General features: G+C 33.9%; 14 protein-coding genes and 1 tRNA gene. 13 read left to right on the top strand and 2 right to left on the bottom strand.

Going from position 1 to position 16,946, the window contains the following annotated elements:
• Positions 1-63 precede the first annotated feature (63 nt).
• The 5 genes from ACTU6T_RS12475 to ACTU6T_RS12455 all read left to right on the top strand — a co-directional run bounded on the left by ACTU6T_RS12475 (position 64) and on the right by ACTU6T_RS12455 (position 4,619).
• Positions 64-603, top strand: coding sequence for an AAA family ATPase (locus tag ACTU6T_RS12475; RefSeq protein ID WP_460218525.1), 540 nt, complete (start codon positions 64-66; stop codon positions 601-603).
• On the top strand, positions 604-2,517 hold the full coding sequence (locus ACTU6T_RS12470; protein ID WP_460218524.1) for a RecQ family ATP-dependent DNA helicase: 1,914 nt from the start codon (positions 604-606) through the stop codon (positions 2,515-2,517).
• Positions 2,504-3,457, top strand: a complete 954-nt coding sequence (gene fmt, locus ACTU6T_RS12465; protein WP_460218523.1) for a methionyl-tRNA formyltransferase — start codon at positions 2,504-2,506, stop codon at positions 3,455-3,457. The genes ACTU6T_RS12470 and fmt overlap by 14 nt, the downstream gene beginning before the upstream one ends.
• 197 nt (positions 3,458-3,654) lie before the next feature.
• Positions 3,655-3,927 carry an HU family DNA-binding protein gene (locus ACTU6T_RS12460; protein ID WP_091424321.1) on the top strand — a complete coding sequence of 91 codons (273 nt, stop codon included), beginning with the start codon at positions 3,655-3,657 and terminating at the stop codon, positions 3,925-3,927.
• 131 nt (positions 3,928-4,058) lie between these two features.
• Entirely contained in the window at positions 4,059-4,619 is a 561-nt protein-coding gene (locus ACTU6T_RS12455; protein ID WP_460218522.1) for a YqgE/AlgH family protein, read from the top strand.
• Here ACTU6T_RS12455 and ACTU6T_RS12450 read toward each other — a convergent pair.
• Both ACTU6T_RS12450 and ACTU6T_RS12445 read right to left on the bottom strand, forming a co-directional pair.
• The gene (locus ACTU6T_RS12450; RefSeq protein ID WP_460218521.1) at positions 4,616-5,461 is read right to left on the bottom strand and encodes an aminotransferase class IV; all 846 of its coding nucleotides are present in this window, start codon (positions 5,459-5,461) and stop codon (positions 4,616-4,618) included. The two genes, ACTU6T_RS12455 and ACTU6T_RS12450, sit on opposite strands and share 4 nt — an antisense overlap.
• A gap of 57 nt (positions 5,462-5,518) precedes the next feature.
• A complete protein-coding gene (locus tag ACTU6T_RS12445) occupies positions 5,519-5,911 on the bottom strand; it encodes an START-like domain-containing protein (protein WP_460218520.1) in 393 nt (130 codons plus the stop codon).
• 129 nt (positions 5,912-6,040) lie between these two features.
• Here ACTU6T_RS12445 and ACTU6T_RS12440 point away from each other — a divergent pair.
• From ACTU6T_RS12440 to ACTU6T_RS12405, 8 genes are all read left to right on the top strand, one after another.
• Positions 6,041-6,117 (top strand) — tRNA-Met (locus ACTU6T_RS12440).
• A 425-nt stretch (positions 6,118-6,542) separates the two neighbouring features.
• Complete coding sequence (locus tag ACTU6T_RS12435) at positions 6,543-8,003, top strand: arginine decarboxylase (protein ID WP_460218519.1); 1,461 nt, start codon at positions 6,543-6,545, stop codon at positions 8,001-8,003.
• A gap of 1 nt (position 8,004) precedes the next feature.
• Positions 8,005-8,943 (top strand): agmatinase, encoded by a 939-nt coding sequence (gene speB, locus ACTU6T_RS12430; RefSeq protein WP_460218518.1) that lies wholly within the window; start codon positions 8,005-8,007, stop codon positions 8,941-8,943.
• Complete coding sequence (locus ACTU6T_RS12425; protein ID WP_460218517.1) at positions 8,930-9,907, top strand: deoxyhypusine synthase family protein; 978 nt, start codon at positions 8,930-8,932, stop codon at positions 9,905-9,907. Before speB ends, ACTU6T_RS12425 begins: the two co-directional genes overlap by 14 nt.
• 10 nt (positions 9,908-9,917) lie before the next feature.
• Complete coding sequence (locus tag ACTU6T_RS12420) at positions 9,918-10,223, top strand: hypothetical protein (protein WP_460218516.1); 306 nt, start codon at positions 9,918-9,920, stop codon at positions 10,221-10,223.
• A gap of 49 nt (positions 10,224-10,272) precedes the next feature.
• Positions 10,273-10,530, top strand: coding sequence for a hypothetical protein (locus tag ACTU6T_RS12415; protein ID WP_460218515.1), 258 nt, complete (start codon positions 10,273-10,275; stop codon positions 10,528-10,530).
• 4 nt (positions 10,531-10,534) lie between these two features.
• A complete protein-coding gene (locus ACTU6T_RS12410) occupies positions 10,535-10,948 on the top strand; it encodes a VOC family protein (protein WP_460218514.1) in 414 nt (137 codons plus the stop codon).
• A 448-nt stretch (positions 10,949-11,396) separates the two neighbouring features.
• Entirely contained in the window at positions 11,397-16,931 is a 5,535-nt protein-coding gene (locus ACTU6T_RS12405; protein ID WP_460218513.1) for a M14 family zinc carboxypeptidase, read from the top strand.
• Positions 16,932-16,946 lie beyond the last annotated feature (15 nt).

Below are 16,946 nucleotides of genomic sequence, written 5' to 3'. Positions count from 1 at the left end.
CATTATACTTTGTATTTTGCTTTACCTAATTATTGTTAATTTTACAGCTAAAACCTTGCCAATTTGAATACAAGAAAAATAGTCATCACTGGTGGTCCAGGAACCGGTAAATCTTCCATTATCAATGAACTCATTTCAAGAGGCTATCACTGCTTTGAAGAAGTATCGAGACAAGTAACTTTAGAGGCTAGAAAAGATGGTATTGATCAACTTTTTCTAACTAAACCATTACTTTTTAGTGAGCTGCTCTTAAAAGCAAGAACGCAGCAATTTAATGACGCACTTATTGCACAAGATCCATTGGTGTTTTTAGACCGTGGTGTACCAGATGTTTTAGCTTATATGGACTATGTAAAAAGCGACTATCCTGATTCATTTACTGAAGTTTGCAAAAAGCACAGATATGACCAAGTATTTGTTTTGGCACCATGGCAAGACATATTTGTAAGTGACAGCGAGCGCTACGAAAATTTCGATCAAGCCGTTGAAATTCATCATGCCTTATTAAATACGTATCAGCGATTTGGATATGAACTCATTGACGTTCCTTTTGGTAGTATAGAGAGTCGCGCAGATTTTATATTAGGTGTTTTAAATATTTAGATGCCTCATCCAATAAACATATTAGAACAGTACTGGAACCACACGTCTTTTAGACCTCTACAAGAAGAGATCATTAATTCGGTTTTAGACCACAACGATACCTTTACACTTCTACCTACTGGAGGTGGAAAATCAATATGTTTTCAAATTCCAGCACTTATAAAAGAAGGTATTTGTATTGTCATCTCACCGTTAGTCGCTTTAATGAAAGACCAAGTAACAAGTCTCCAAAACAAAGGTATTAAAGCCATGGCCATTACAAGTGGAATTTCTTATCAAGACCTTGACACTTTGCTTGATAATTGCATCTACGGAAATTACAAGTTTTTATACTTATCGCCTGAGCGTTTACAACAAGATATTGTAAAACAACGTATCGAACAGATGAACGTGAATCTCATTGCTGTAGATGAAGCACATTGTATTAGCCAATGGGGTAATGATTTTAGACCAGCTTATAAAAACATCTCCATTTTAAGACAAATCCAACCAAGTGTAAATGTTATTGCATTAACAGCTACAGCAAAACCCAAAGTCATTGAAAAAACAATGCAAGCATTAGACTTTACATCACCTAAAGTATTTAAAGCATCATTTTCAAGACCCAATATATCCTATCAAGTTTTATCTAGCGAGGACAAGCTTTATGACTTAGAACAGCTCCTAGTTCGTCACAAAGGTTCTTCAATTATATATGTAAGAAGTCGAAAATTGAGCATTGATATCCACAATATTTTAGAAAGTAAAGGGTTTAGCTCTACCTTTTTTCATGGTGGTATTCCTACAAAAGATAAACAAGACCGCTTATATCAATGGATGCATAACCAAAAACACATAATGGTAGCGACAACCGCTTTTGGTATGGGAATTGATAAACCTGATGTAAAAACAGTTATTCATATTAATTTACCAGAAAGTTTAGAAAGTTATTATCAAGAAGCGGGTCGTGCTGGACGAAATAATAAAGATGCCTTTGCTATACTTCTGACCAATAGATCTGATGAGCAGGTTTTAAAAAATCAATTTATCAAAAGCTTACCTTCAATTGAAGACATAAAATTAATATACAGGAAACTGTGTAACTTTTTTCAAATCTCTTATGGTGAAGGTGAATTAACTACACATCGCTTTAATTTTAGCGACTTTTGTAAAGCTTATGATTTTAAGAGTTCTAAAACCTATAATATACTCCAGCTATTAGACAGAAATAGTATTATCAAATTATCACAGCAATTTAATTACAAAACAAAATTACAGTTTGTTGTTAGTAATCCTGTGATGTTTTCATATTTAGAAACACACTCACGATATAACACTATAGTTAAAACCATACTGAGAACATATGGTGGGATTTTTGAACACCAATTAGCCATTAATCTTACGCTGGTTGCTGATAAAGCATCGACAACAGAAAAACAGGTGATTGCCGTTTTAAATCAATTACACAAAGACGGAATTGTAGATTTCCTATTTTCCAACACCGATTCGGAGGTCATCTTTATTCAACCAAGAGAGGACGACAAGACTATAAATAGAATTGCTACTGTAGTTGGACAACAACAGGAATTAAAACGTTTACAAGTCAATGCTGTACTAGACTATTTACATAACAATAAGCTTTGTAAAAACAGACAACTTTTAAAGTATTTTGGTGAAGATTCACATAGCAATTGCGGACAATGCACAGTATGTTTGTCAGAAGATGTTTCCGAAGATATAATGACGCAAAACAACATTAAACAGGACATTATGAGTGCCTTAGAAAATGAACCTCTAAGTTCTCGACAGTTGGTAGAACGCTTACCCTATAACAAAGAACAACTATTAAGCAGTATTAAATTAATGCTAGAATATGGAGTCGTTACGATGACGACAGCAAACAGATATAAATTAAAAAGGAATGAAGAGAGATAAATTGAGAATTATATTTATGGGAACGCCAGATTTTGCGGTCACTACATTAAAAAGTCTTATTGATAATAAATACGATGTTGTAGGAGTTATTACAGCTCCCGATAAACCCGCTGGACGAGGAAGACAACTTAATGAATCGGCTGTAAAAAAATATGCAGTTGCACAGAGCTTAAATGTTTTACAACCGACCAATCTCAAAAATGAAGAATTTGTTAAAGAATTAAGAGCACTAAATGCCAATCTACAAATTGTTGTGGCTTTTAGAATGTTACCAGAAGTGGTATGGAACATGCCAAAATATGGAACATTTAACCTTCATGCTTCTCTACTTCCCAACTATAGAGGTGCAGCTCCAATACATTGGGCTATCATAAATGGTGAAACAAAAACAGGTGTTACCACTTTTTTTATTGACGAAAAGATTGATACTGGCGCGATGATTCTTCAGGAGGAACTAGATATTGAAGATAATGAAACGGTGGGTTCGTTACATGACAAGCTAATGAATCTAGGTAGTAATCTCGTAATGAAAACAGTAGATCTTATACAAGAAGATGATATTGAAACCACAATACAACCAAAAACGGAAAATCTAAAAACAGCCTACAAACTCAACAAGGACAATTGTAAAATTGATTGGTCTTTAGACATCGACGCTATTTATAATAAGATAAGAGGATTGAACCCATTTCCCTCAGCTTGGACTACACTTAGTAATGGAGACAATGAGTTAAAAGTCAAAATTTTCAACATTGAAAAAATACAAGATCAACATCATTTTGACGCAGGAACTCTTATTGCTAATAAAACCGATCTAAAAGTAGCAGTACAAGGTGGTTACATTAATATAAAGGAAATGCAACTTCCTGGAAAGCGAAAAATGGATGTAAAATCACTATTAAACGGATATCAATTTAATAAAAAAGCAAAAATGCTCTAAAACCCTTATGTACATTGATATTTGAAAAAAATCCGATGAAATGCAATTCTTTATTAACAAATATTCTAAGTTATCAACAAATCCTTGTATTTCCCTTGCTATTACTTGCGTAGGTTGAATTTACGTATAAATTTGTAGACGGATTTAACAATAACGTTTAACCCAACTATTTTTTAACAATTTAAAATACAAATTTTATGAACAAAACAGATTTAATCAATGGGATGGCAGAAAATGCTGGAATCACTAAAGCAGCTGCTAAGAAAGCATTAGATTCATTATTAATTGATATCGAAGGATCTTTACAAAAAGGAAACAGAGTATCTTTAGTAGGATTTGGATCTTGGTCAGTTTCTAGAAGATCTGCAAGAGAAGGAAGAAACCCTCAAACAGGAAAAACGATACAAATCAAAGCGAAAAACGTAGTAAAGTTTAAAGCTGGTTCTGATTTAAGCAATGCTGTAAACTAGTATTTCTCTAAATAGATTACGAAAAGCTCACTATAAAGTGAGCTTTTTTGTTTTGTAGCCGTGTATTCTCCTTAAAAATTATTGTTTATTAAGAAAATATGTTTTAGATTTAGTACATAAATCATAAACAAATGATTATATCAAAGCCCAAAAAAGGTCATCTTTTGATTGCCGAACCATCAATTATTGGAGACTTATCATTTAATAGGTCGGTCATTTTACTTGCCGATTATAATGATCAGGGTTCTATAGGCTTTATTCTTAACAAACCTCTTGAGTATACATTAAACGATTTAATCCCTGAAACTGACGCCTCTTTTAAAGTGTATAACGGAGGGCCCGTTGAACAGGATAATCTGTATTTTATTCATCAAGTCCCTGATTTAATTCCAGACAGTATTGAGATTTCTCATGGTGTCTTTTGGGGAGGAAACTTTGATATTGTTCTAGAACTTTTAAAAGATGGTAAGCTCTCAACGTCTGATATTAGATTTTTCTTAGGATATTCTGGGTGGGATGCCAAGCAATTAGATAATGAATTAGAGTCTCAAGCTTGGATTGTTTCTGAAAATGTGTACAAAAACGAACTTATTAACAAATGTTGTGATTCTTTCTGGAAAGAAAAAATGCTAGAATTAGGTGGCGACTACTCGCTTTGGTCAAATGCACCTGAAAATCCAAGTTACAACTAAGTCAATCTTAGTTTAGTATTTAATCGTCTTAAAATATCTTCGGAAATCTTAGTATTAAACTCTTTTTTGCGATACTTTAAAATGGGTTGAATTCCAATTATTACATTTGTGATAAACAATTCGTCTGCTTTCTGAAGTTCAAACGGTGAAATAGACGCTTCTTCTAGAACATAATCTCCAGAGTTTAAAATCACATCTTTAACCTGCTTTCTCATCACACCATTAAGACAGCCATCTTCTAATGGAGGTGTTTTTATCTGTTCTCCTGAGACTAAAAACAAATTACCTTGTAGTGCTTCTACAACATTTTTATTGGTATTTAACAATAAACAGTTATCAAAATCATTGTCTTGCGCGTATATACTACCTAAAACATGAATTGCTTTATTTGTTGTCTTTAGTGTAGACAACAATCCAGGAGCTACAAAATAATCTTTGAACAAGTCTACAGTATACTTATCTAAGCTAGATACTGTATAAAAATCTTCATTCAAAATTTCTACAACAATAGAATAATTAATAAGTTTATCCTTAGGAAGGTATTTACCGCCATCGCCTCTATCAATATTTAACCTCACTCTAGCCGATGATTTTGCAAATCCGTTAGCATTAATAGTCTTTAAAATTTCAGCCTCAAGAAATTCCATGGTAAAATTCATTGGTATTTCCATACGCATAATACGCATAGACGCCATCAGTCTAAAATAATGATCTTCCCAAAATAAGATTTTCCCATGCACTACTTTAAGGGTTTCAAAAAGAGCATCACCATATTTATAGCCTCTATTTTCTAGAGTAATTATCTTAGAGTTTTCTATAAGCTCACCGTTAAAATTTATCATAAAAAAAGTCTCGATTAAACATCGAGACAAATATAAAATTAATATGATTGAGAAGTTCTAAGCAGAACCTAAAACTTGTTTTAAATCTGAAATTTGATTATCCCACAACATTTTAACTTCATCTACCTCATCATCTTCTGCATAATCAGTTACAATTAGCGATACATCTTTCGTTATTTCGTCTACTTGAATTCTGATTTCAAAATAATAAGAAGCTCCATCTTCTTCATCATTAATCCATCTAAATTTTACACGTTCTCCACTCTTTTTACTTAATAACTTCGCCTTTTCTTCGCTACCATCCCAAATAAAAGTGAACAGTTCACCACGAGAATTCACATTATCAGCAAACCATTCTGATAAGCCAGAAGGCGTTGAAATATATTGATATAAAAGTTGAGGCGAGGCGTGAATCACAAACTCCATCTCAATTTTAACTTTGTCTTCCATAGGTCTATAATTATATCGCTCAATATATACATTAATTGTTGAGTTTAAAACTAAAACTGAAAAAAAATAATTTGCTCATTTATTGTTTGCGCAGATAGATTTTATTTTTAAATTTGCACCCTCAGAAATGGCGAGGTAGCTCAGTTGGTTAGAGCGTCGGATTCATAACCCGGAGGTCACGAGTTCAAATCTCGTTCTCGCTACCACTGTAAACAAAGGAAAACCCAAGAGTCAAGTTCTTGGGTTTTTGTTTGGGCACAACATAGGTACAACAGAAAAAAGTAAACATACTATTATTAAATATGATCTTCTGTATCTTATTTTCTTTTTTTTATTTAACTTAGTTTCACGAAAGCTTTGACTATAGGAGCTTTTAGCTAAACAAAGTGAGAACTGTTTTTACGTTCGGGCTTTTGAAAATTAGGAAGTCAAATTCAAAAGCAGCTTATGGTGTAAGTACCCGAAATTTAGAGCTAACTTCCGAGGTTAAAATATTTACTACGCAATACAAAAGATTGTGTTTTGTCCCCAAAACGCAATATCAGATTATGATTTGATAAAAGTTGTTAATGCCTTTTAATGAAGGTGGCTTTGCTATGCCTTCTATTTAATAACTTTTAAAAATTATAAGATGAATACCAAGTATATTGATTTAATCAATCAGACATTCGACTTCCCTCAGCCTGAATTTGAATTGGAGGAAGACAAACTCTTGTTTCATGGTTTAGACTTAAACGAGTTAGTAGAAACCTATGGAACACCATTAAAATTTACCTATTTACCACAGATTTCTAATAATATTACTAGAGCAAAAGAATGGTTCAATAATGCTATTAGGAATCATAACTATAATGGTGAATATAAATACTGCTATTGTACTAAAAGCTCACATTTCAAACATGTTCTGGATGAAGCTTTAAAAAATGATATTCATATTGAAACATCTTCGGCTTTCGATATTGATATTGTAGAAAACCTAAAGATAGAAGGCAAAATAAACTATGATACGTTCATTATCTGTAATGGTTTTAAAAGAGAACAATACATTACTAATATTGCTAGACTTATAAATAATGGTCATAGAAATTGTATTCCTATAATTGATAATTATGAGGAAATAGATTTACTGTCTAACGAAATAGAAAGAAAGTTTGAGATTGGTATTCGCATTGCCTCGGAAGAAGAACCAAAGTTTGAATTTTATACGTCAAGATTAGGTATCGGTTACAAAAACATTGTGCCTTTTTATAATAAGCAAATAAAAGAAAACCCTCAAGTAGAGCTAAAGATGTTACATTTCTTTATCAATACTGGGATTAAGGATAATGCCTATTATTGGAACGAACTGCTAAAATGTTTAAAAGTATATACAAGTTTAAAAAAGACTTGTCCATCATTAAATAGTTTGAACATTGGCGGTGGTTTCCCTATAAAAAATTCACTGGCTTTTGATTTTGATTACCAATACATGGTTGATGAAATCGTAAATCAGATTAAACTCGCATGTGATGAGGCAGATGTTGACGTACCTAATATTTTCACCGAATTTGGAAGCTTTACTGTAGGTGAAAGTGGTGGTGCAATTTATGAAGTGCTCTATCAAAAGCAACAAAATGATAGAGAGAAATGGAATATGATAAATTCATCCTTTATTACCACGCTTCCTGATACTTGGGCAATTAATAAACGCTTTGTGATGCTTCCCATCAATAGATGGAATGATAGCTACGAACGAGTGCTATTAGGTGGCTTAACTTGTGATAGTGATGATTATTACAACAGCGAACAGCATATAAATGCTATTTACTTACCAAGATACTATAAAGACAAACCACTTTATATAGGCTTTTTCAATACAGGTGCGTACCAAGAAACTATTGGTGGTTATGGAGGCTTACAGCATTGTTTAATTCCAGCACCAAAGCACATCTTAATTAATAAGGATAACTACGGAAATATAACAACAGAACTATTTAGAGAACAACAAAAAAGTGAAGACCTAATGGAGATATTGGGATATAGGAAAAACTCAAAAAACAAAACAATAACAAAATCAAATTCTAATACGGAATTACAATTAGAGAACTCATAAAATGAATACTAAAACCTATGCTGGTATACCAGATGAATATGCAAAATTAGAGACATCAAAAATCGTCTTAATGCCTGTGCCTTACGATGGCACAAGTACATGGCAAAAAGGTGCAGATAAGGGCCCTGAAGCATTTTTGGAGGCTTCAGAAAACATGGAGCTCTATGATATAGAGACAGATTCAGAAGTTTATAAAAATGGAATATATCTTACTGAGCCAGTTACCTTAAATGCTACACCTGAAGCTATGGTAGATGCTGTACATCAGGAGACAAAAAAATATATAAAGAAGAATAAGTTTGTTACTATTATTGGTGGAGAACATTCAGTATCTATAGGCACAATAAGAGCTTTTAATGAGGCTTTTCAAAGCCTAACAGTTTTACATATTGATGCTCATGCAGATTTAAGGAAGTCTTATGAAGGAAGTACTTGTAACCATGCTTGTGCAGTATACGAAGCAAGTCAGAATACTAATTTAATTCAAGTAGGTATTCGTTCTATGGACGTACAGGAAAAGTCTGTAATGGATTTTGACAAGACCTATTTTGCCCATGAGATGGCTACAGATGATTCTTGGATGGATTCAGCAATTGACCAAATGACCAATAATGTATTTATCACTTTTGACTTGGATGCTTTTGACCCATCTATATTACCAAGCACAGGAACACCAGAGCCAGGAGGGTTGTTTTGGTATGAAACTTTAGAGTTTTTAAAGGAAGTTTTTAAAGAGAAAAATGTGGTTGGTTTTGATATTGTAGAACTCTGTCCTAATAAAAATGAAAAATCATCAGACTTTTTAGCAGCTAAACTGTACTACAAGATGTTAAGTTACAAGTTTCAGAACGAAGATGAAGAGGAAGATTATGATGATACTTATGAGGAATCGAACCGTTTAGGTAACTATTTAAAATTTGAAGAGGATGACAACTACTAAAGGAGCTATTTCAAACTTTATAGAAGAGTATTACTTACACTTTAATGCTGCTACTTTGGTAGATGCAGCAAAAGCTTACGAGTCTCAATTACAGAATGGAGCAAAAATGTTAGTGTCTTTGGCTGGAGCAATGAGTACTGCTGAAATAGGAAAAATATTTGCTGAAATGATACGACAAGGCAAGGTTCATATCATTTCTTGTACAGGAGCAAATTTAGAGGAAGATATTATGAATTTAGTAGCACATTCGCACTATAAAAGAGTTCCTAATTACAGAGATTTAACGCCACAACAAGAATGGGATTTATTAGAACAAGGACTAAATCGTGTTACCGATACATGTATACCAGAGGAAGAAGCATTTAGAAGACTACAAAAACACATTTTTGAAATATGGAAAAAAGCAGATGTAAACGGAGAACGATACCTGCCGCATGAGTATATGTATAAGTTATTGCTATCTGGAGTTTTAGAAGAATACTACGAAATCGATCTAAAAGACTCATGGATGTACGCGGCAGCAGAAAAGAATTTACCAATCGTATGTCCTGGATGGGAAGATAGTACAATGGGTAATATTTTTGCAAGCTATGTTTTAAAAGGAGAAGTCAATGCCAACATTGTGAAGTCTGGGATTGAATACATGACTTTTCTGGCAGATTGGTACACAAATAATTCCCAAAATGGTATTGGATTCTTCCAGATAGGCGGAGGCATTGCAGGTGATTTCCCTATATGTGTGGTACCAATGTTATATCAAGATATGGAACGAACAAACACACCCTTTTGGAGCTACTTCTGCCAAATCAGTGATTCTACAACTAGCTATGGTTCTTATTCGGGAGCAGTTCCTAACGAAAAAATCACTTGGGGGAAACTAGATATTAACACTCCTAAGTTTATAATAGAAAGTGATGCAACTATTGTAGCACCCTTAATTTTTGCTTATTTATTAGATATGTAATACAAAACAGATGATACGTAAAATTGTAGACTACCAAAAACTAAATGAGGAGCTTTTAAATCTACTCGTAGAAAAATTCCCAGAAGGCTATGGGGATAAAGATATTATTGCATTTAAAAATGCTCAAAATGAACATATAGAAGCTGTTGAGATTCGAACTGAGGATACAATATATCTTGTAAAAGTTGGGAAACGCTTAATACAAGCTATGGAAGATTTTGAAGATAATGAAGATGATTATGATAAAGAAGATAAAACAGACGATGAAGATGTTGATTTTAATACTTTCGATGACATTAATTTGGAAGAAGATTGATTTCGATTTTCAATAAAGAAAAGTTGTTTAACTAAAACTGAATTATATAATGAATTACTATAACACAGAAGAAATTAGAACCGAAGAAGGTGTATTTATAAAGTATCAAAATGGTTTTTTTACTTTTCGGTTCTCGTTTGATGAACTCATTGTTTTTGAGGAAGTGAATACTGCCGTATTAGAAGAATATGATCTTCGTAAGGAGTATATAGGTTCGACTTTTGAAGTAACTTATAAGGAGATTATTAACGATTTGGATGATGATGATTTTTTGACATTTAGAATCATGAAATTAAAACTTATATAAATAAATGAAAAAATTATTTCACTTATCACTTCCATGTAATAGTATAGTCGAAACTAAAAAGTTTTATGTGGACACTATAGGAGGCTCCCTAGGAAGATATGCTAATAATTGGGTAGACATTAACCTTTTTGGGCATCAGTTAACATTTACACAGGTAGGAAAGTTTGATTTTAATAATCCTAATTATACTTTTGAAGGTAAAGTCTTATCATCCTTTCATTTTGGAATAATATTAGACATAGATTCTTGGGGTAAAATGTATTCTAAACTAGCTAATCAGAATTTAGAATTGACTACTCAAACTACTTTTTTAAAGAATCAATCAGGCGAGCATTTATCTTTCTTTGTTAAAGATCCTAATGGATATATGTTAGAGTTCAAGACCTTTAAGAAAGATGATGAGATATTCTTAAAATAGACAGTTTTTTCAAAATAAATAAGCCAATCTCAACTAAAAAATTAACTCGATTCTTCATCTTTTGGATTAATATTATTCTAAAAAGCGGATAAAATTTAAACACCTGATTATTAGGAGCTTGTATTTATTTTTGAAACATTAATTTTCATAACCTGGAGGTCACGAGTTCAAATCTCGTTCTCGCTACTACTGTAAAAGTCTGTTACAGTATTGTATCAGGCTTTTTTTTTATACCTTTTTCTAAAGTATTCTTGCTATAATAAGTTAATTAACATTCTTACTTCAATAAAAATGATTATTGGAGACATTATGGATCAATCATATTCATAAAACGACTTCAACACTGCATTTCAACGGTTTTTTTTGCATTTTACAGATAAAATCATAATTATTTTAATATATTAGCTGCCCCAAAACTAACGACATAAATTCATTAAACCCCAAACTAATGAAAAAAACTACCTACTTAGTTGTGCTATTATTTACAATAGCGCAATACTCTTTCTCACAAGATATTTACAAAAGAGTCTCCATTAATAGAATAGATAATTCTGTTATTGAAATTCTAGATCACAGTGGCATTGACATGACTTGTGGTGCCATGTTTATTGATGATAAATTACAAATTGAATTGAGTGAAACTGAGCTGCAAAAATTATCTAATCATGGTGTTAGCTACACTTTTTTAATAGATGATCTCGTACAGTTTTATAGTGATCGAGCAACAAGAGATCTCCCAAAGGCACGCTTAGAATTAGAACGCGAACAACAAATATCCATACAACAAGCAAGATATAGCGTTAGTGAGGTTTTAAATAATGTAGGGCAATATGACGAATGTGATGAGATTGATTGGGCTGTGCCCCAAAATTGGAATTTAAATCCAAATAGTTCGCCAAATTCTTTTGGAGGTTGTTTAACCTATGATCAGGTTCTTCAAGAATTAGATGATATGAGAACCTACTCCATTGCAAATGGAATCAATATTATTTCCGAAAAATTAGATGCCTCATTAGTATCAGGAGAGGCAGATATACCAGCAAACAAACAACAAACTGTAGAGAATAGAACGATTTATTATGTTAGGATTTCAGATAATCCAGATACGGATGAGGCAGGAGAGCCAGAAACGCTTTATCAATCTTTGATTCATGCAAGAGAATCTGCAACTGTGATGAATCAATTATTTTTCATGTGGTATATTTTAGAAAATTATAATAGCGATCCTGCGATTAGAAATCTAGTGAATAATCAAGCTTTATACTTTATTCCTGTTTTTAATCCAGATGGCTTTGTTTATAACGAAACCCAAGCGCCAAATGGTGGTGGATTACAACGAAAAAACAGAAATACATCTGGCGGATGTTCTACATATCTAGACGGTATTGACCTCAACAGAAACTCTGCTTATTATTGGGGAAATGGTGGTGCATCTACTAATACATGCAGTGATACTTATTTAGGTACTGCTCCATTTTCAGAAAATGAAACACAAATCATGCGTGATTTCTTTCTAGATCACGATTTTGAATTAGCCTTAAACCACCACTCGTTCAAAAATGCAATGCTTCATGCTTATGCAGGTACAACTATAACGAATCCAAGACCTGACGAATATTCGAAATATAACCACGACATGACCTATTATAATAGATATGCTCATGGACCCAGCACATCTATTAGCTCTTTAAATAGTGGTAATATGAACGACTGGATGCTTGGAGGGCCTGCAGGAACAAGTGCCAACGGTACTCCAACAGGAACAGGTTCTGGTAAAGAAACGTTAGCTTGGACACCCGAAAACGGAACAAGCTCTGAAGCGGGTGCTACTGGAAGTGGTTTTTGGCCTGCGCCTTCAAATTTTTTACCTATTGCCAAACGTGCTATGAGAATGAATTTTATGGCAGCTTATTTTAGTGGTAAATACGGTAAAATTCACGACTTAAATCAAAGTGATATAACAACATCATCGGGCAATCTTACTTTTGCTATTGAAAATCTTGGACAAAAAGCTTCAGATTTTACTGTCACTGTTACTGCTATATCGTCTAACATTACAATCCCTGGAGCAACAAATTCTGTTACTGAAAGCTTTACAGCCTCTCAGGTTTTAGAACAACGTTTTGTTAACATTCCTTATACTCTTGATGGAGGTATTCAAGCCGATGATGAAATCGAATTCAAAATTGTGTTCACAAATAACTATGCTTCTGATAATATTTTATATGAAGCCAATATAAAAAAGACCTACGCTCCTTCTAATATAATTTTTAATGATAATACAGACGATTTATCTAATTGGACACCAGTAGGTTCAGGAGGATCTTGGAGTACAACAACTGACAAATATCCAAATTCAGCTGGTTCATCAGCAATACGCTCAACTAGTTCAATCCCTTATGGAAATAGTGAAGCCAATGGCATTCAACTGAACACACCTATTAATTTAAACGGTGTCTCAACATCACTTATTCAGTTTTATGCGAAATGGGATTTAGAACGTAGTTTTGATTACGTGCAATTAGAAGCTTCTCTAGATGGAAGTTCAGGTTGGACACCCTTGTGCGGAAAATTCACAAAAGCTGGAGCTCCAGATAATAACAATACATATTCTGGCAAAAACAATACCAGTAATGACTTTCAACCAGATGGCGAACCTCTCTACGATGGTGATACACAAGACCGATGGTATATGGAAGAAATTGTTATAGACGCTTCAAACAACTCTATTTTTAACCAACAAAATACAGTTCATCTAAGATTTGTTTTCTTTTCAGATTCATCTAATAGACAAGACTCTTACGCCAATGTAGATTTTGAAGGATTCACTTTTGATGATTTTAAAATTACCGAAATAAAAATTCCATGTGCATTAACGGTGCCAACTAATGTAGTAGTAAATGGAATTACAACATCAACAGCAGATGTGTCTTGGGATCTTGTACCATCTGCAACTTACGATTTAAGATATAGAGAAACTGGCACTACACCTTGGACCGAGGTTCAAGATATAACGATGAATAATTACAACATCTCAGGTTTAAATACACTTACAGAATATGAAGTGCAAGTGAGAACAAAATGTACGTCTTCGACCTCAACCTACTCTAACTCTGAAGTATTTACTACACTCGACAATTGCCTAGATGGAACAATTTCTACGTTTCCATACACACAAGGATTTGAAAATGCAACATCCTTTACAAACGAATGGAAACAAGGTGTAAATAATACTGATGATGATATTGATTGGACTCGAGACAGTGGAGGAACTGTATCTAGCGGTACAGGGCCATCAACTGGTTCTGGTTCAACATGGTATATTTATACAGAAGCCTCAACAAATTCTGGCCCAGCTGGAAGTCCGCAAAAATCAGCAATCATAATCAGTGATTGTATTGACTTTACCAATTGGGAAAATGCAAAAATTAGTTTTGATTATCATATGTTTGGTACTGACCTTGGAAGTTCTGGCGAGAATCCAATAGAAACAGGTTATGTTGCTTTGGAAGTTAGTAATGATGATGGTTTAACTTGGTCTACTCAAACAATTATAAATGATGACAGTCAAGACGAGTGGAAATCAGCAAATAATATCGACCTCTCAGCATATGATGGTCAAGTGATTTTAATTCGTTTTAGAGGGGTCACAGGATCTTCTTGGAGTAGTGACATGGCTCTTGATAATATAAATATAGAAGCCGATGACGCTACTGGATCTGCTCCTCCTACTGCAATATGCCAAAACATTAACGTACAATTAGATAACACAGGGGATGCAACTATAATCGCAGACGATATAGATGGAGGATCAACTGATGATGTTGCAATTATAAGTAAAAGTATTAATATCAATACATTTGATTGCACAAATATTGGAACACCAGTCGACGTTATTTTAACAGTTGAAGATGCAGAGGGGCAAACTGATACCTGTACTGCAACTGTAACTGTTCAAGATCAGATAGACCCAGTTTTTGTGAATGTCCCAGCTAACATTACTTTAACCTGTGGAGACAATCAACCATCTTGGGCCGATCCAACTATTACTGATAATTGTGGTACTGGATTAACACCAACAAGAACAGATGGTACAAGTCTGAATACTGGTGATGTTTTTCCTCCAGGAATAACAACAATCAGCTATGCGGCAAATGATGGCAATGGGAATACAACTACAGCATCTTTCACAGTTAACGTCATTGCTGATAATCAAAATCCAACAGCTGTATGCCAAAACATATCTGTACAACTAGATGCTGGAGGTAACGCTTCGATAACAGCCGCTCAATTAAACAATGGATCTTCAGACGACTGCGAAATAGCCTCTGTTACGGCTTCGCAAACCGCATTTACTTGTGACGATGAAGGAGCGAATAATGTAACGCTAACAGTTACAGACACCAACGGAAATGTAGACACTTGTACAGCAATAGTAACAATTGTCTTACAGGATGCACCTACTGGACTAGAATGTTGGGAAACTGCGAATTATAATTATACAGCATGTACATGGGATGTGAGTGGCACTCCTCCTACTCCTATCGTTACAGATGTAACCATATGTTCTGATGAATCATATACTTGGTCAGTAAATGGAATTACCTATAATGGTGCCGACGACTCAACAACAGTCACTGTTTCTGGGACAGGATGTAATCCTGATCAAACATTAAACTTAACTGTAACGCCTAAACCTGCTCCTATTAGTATTGATATCACTATTTGCTCTGATGAAACGTATACCTGGACTGAAAATGGCATCACCTATAATGGAGCTGATGGTTCAACTTCTGTAACTATTGAAGGTGTAAACTGTGCCGCAGACCAAACACTTAACTTAACTGTAACACCCGAACCTACTCCTATTAGTACTGATATCACTATCTGTTCTGACGAAACGTATACCTGGACTGAAAATGGCATCACTTATAATGGAGCCGATGGTTCTACTTCTGTAACTATTGAAGGTGTTAATTGTGCAGCAGACCAAACACTTAACTTAACTGTGACACCTGAGCCTGCTCCTATTGTTACTGATATCACTATTTGCTCTGATGAAACGTATACTTGGACTGAAAATGGCATCACATATAATGGAGCCGATGGTTCTACTTCTGTAACTATTGAAGGTGTTAATTGTGCAGCAGACAAAACACTTAACTTAACTGTGACACCTGAACCTACTCCTATTAGTACTGATATCACTATCTGTTCTGATGAAACGTATACCTGGACCGAAAATGGCATCACTTATAATGGAGCCGATGGTTCTACTTCTGTAACTATTGAAGGTGTTAATTGTGCAGCAGACCAAACACTTAACTTAACTGTGACACCTGAACCTACTCCTATTAGTACTGATATCACTATTTGCTCTGATGAAACGTATACCTGGACCGAAAATGGCATCACATATAATGGTGCCGATGGCTCTACCTCTGTAACTATTGAAGGTGTTAATTGCGCAGCAGACAAAACACTTAACTTAACTGTGACGCCTGCAACCAATGCCTATTATGCAGATACTGATGAAGATGGATTTGGTGACCCAAACAATTCAATTCTTACGTGTATGCAACCAAGTGGATATGTTCTAGACAATACAGATTGTGATGATACTAATGATCAAATTAACACAAGTGCTGTAGACATTCCAAATAATGGAATCGATGAAAATTGTGATGGGATGGATGAGACAACCTTAGATATTGATGATATATCAATAAAAAACATATCCATTCAACCTAATCCCTTCAATACATCAATTACCATTAATTTGCCATTAAGCATAAATGAACTAGCTTTTGATATAAACATCTATGATATAAATGGACGTATTGTTTATTACAAGCATAAATCTAGTACTAATGGAGAAATTTTCTTAAACGATCTAAGCATGTTAGAACAAGCACCATACTTTATAAAAATATCGAGTAAAGATAATGAAGTTAGCATTACAAAAAAGCTAATCAAATTTTAGAATTCAAGGCTATGC

It is taken from the genome of Psychroserpens citreus, from assembly GCF_055686305.1.
This window is presented reverse-complemented; position numbering and strand designations above follow the sequence as displayed.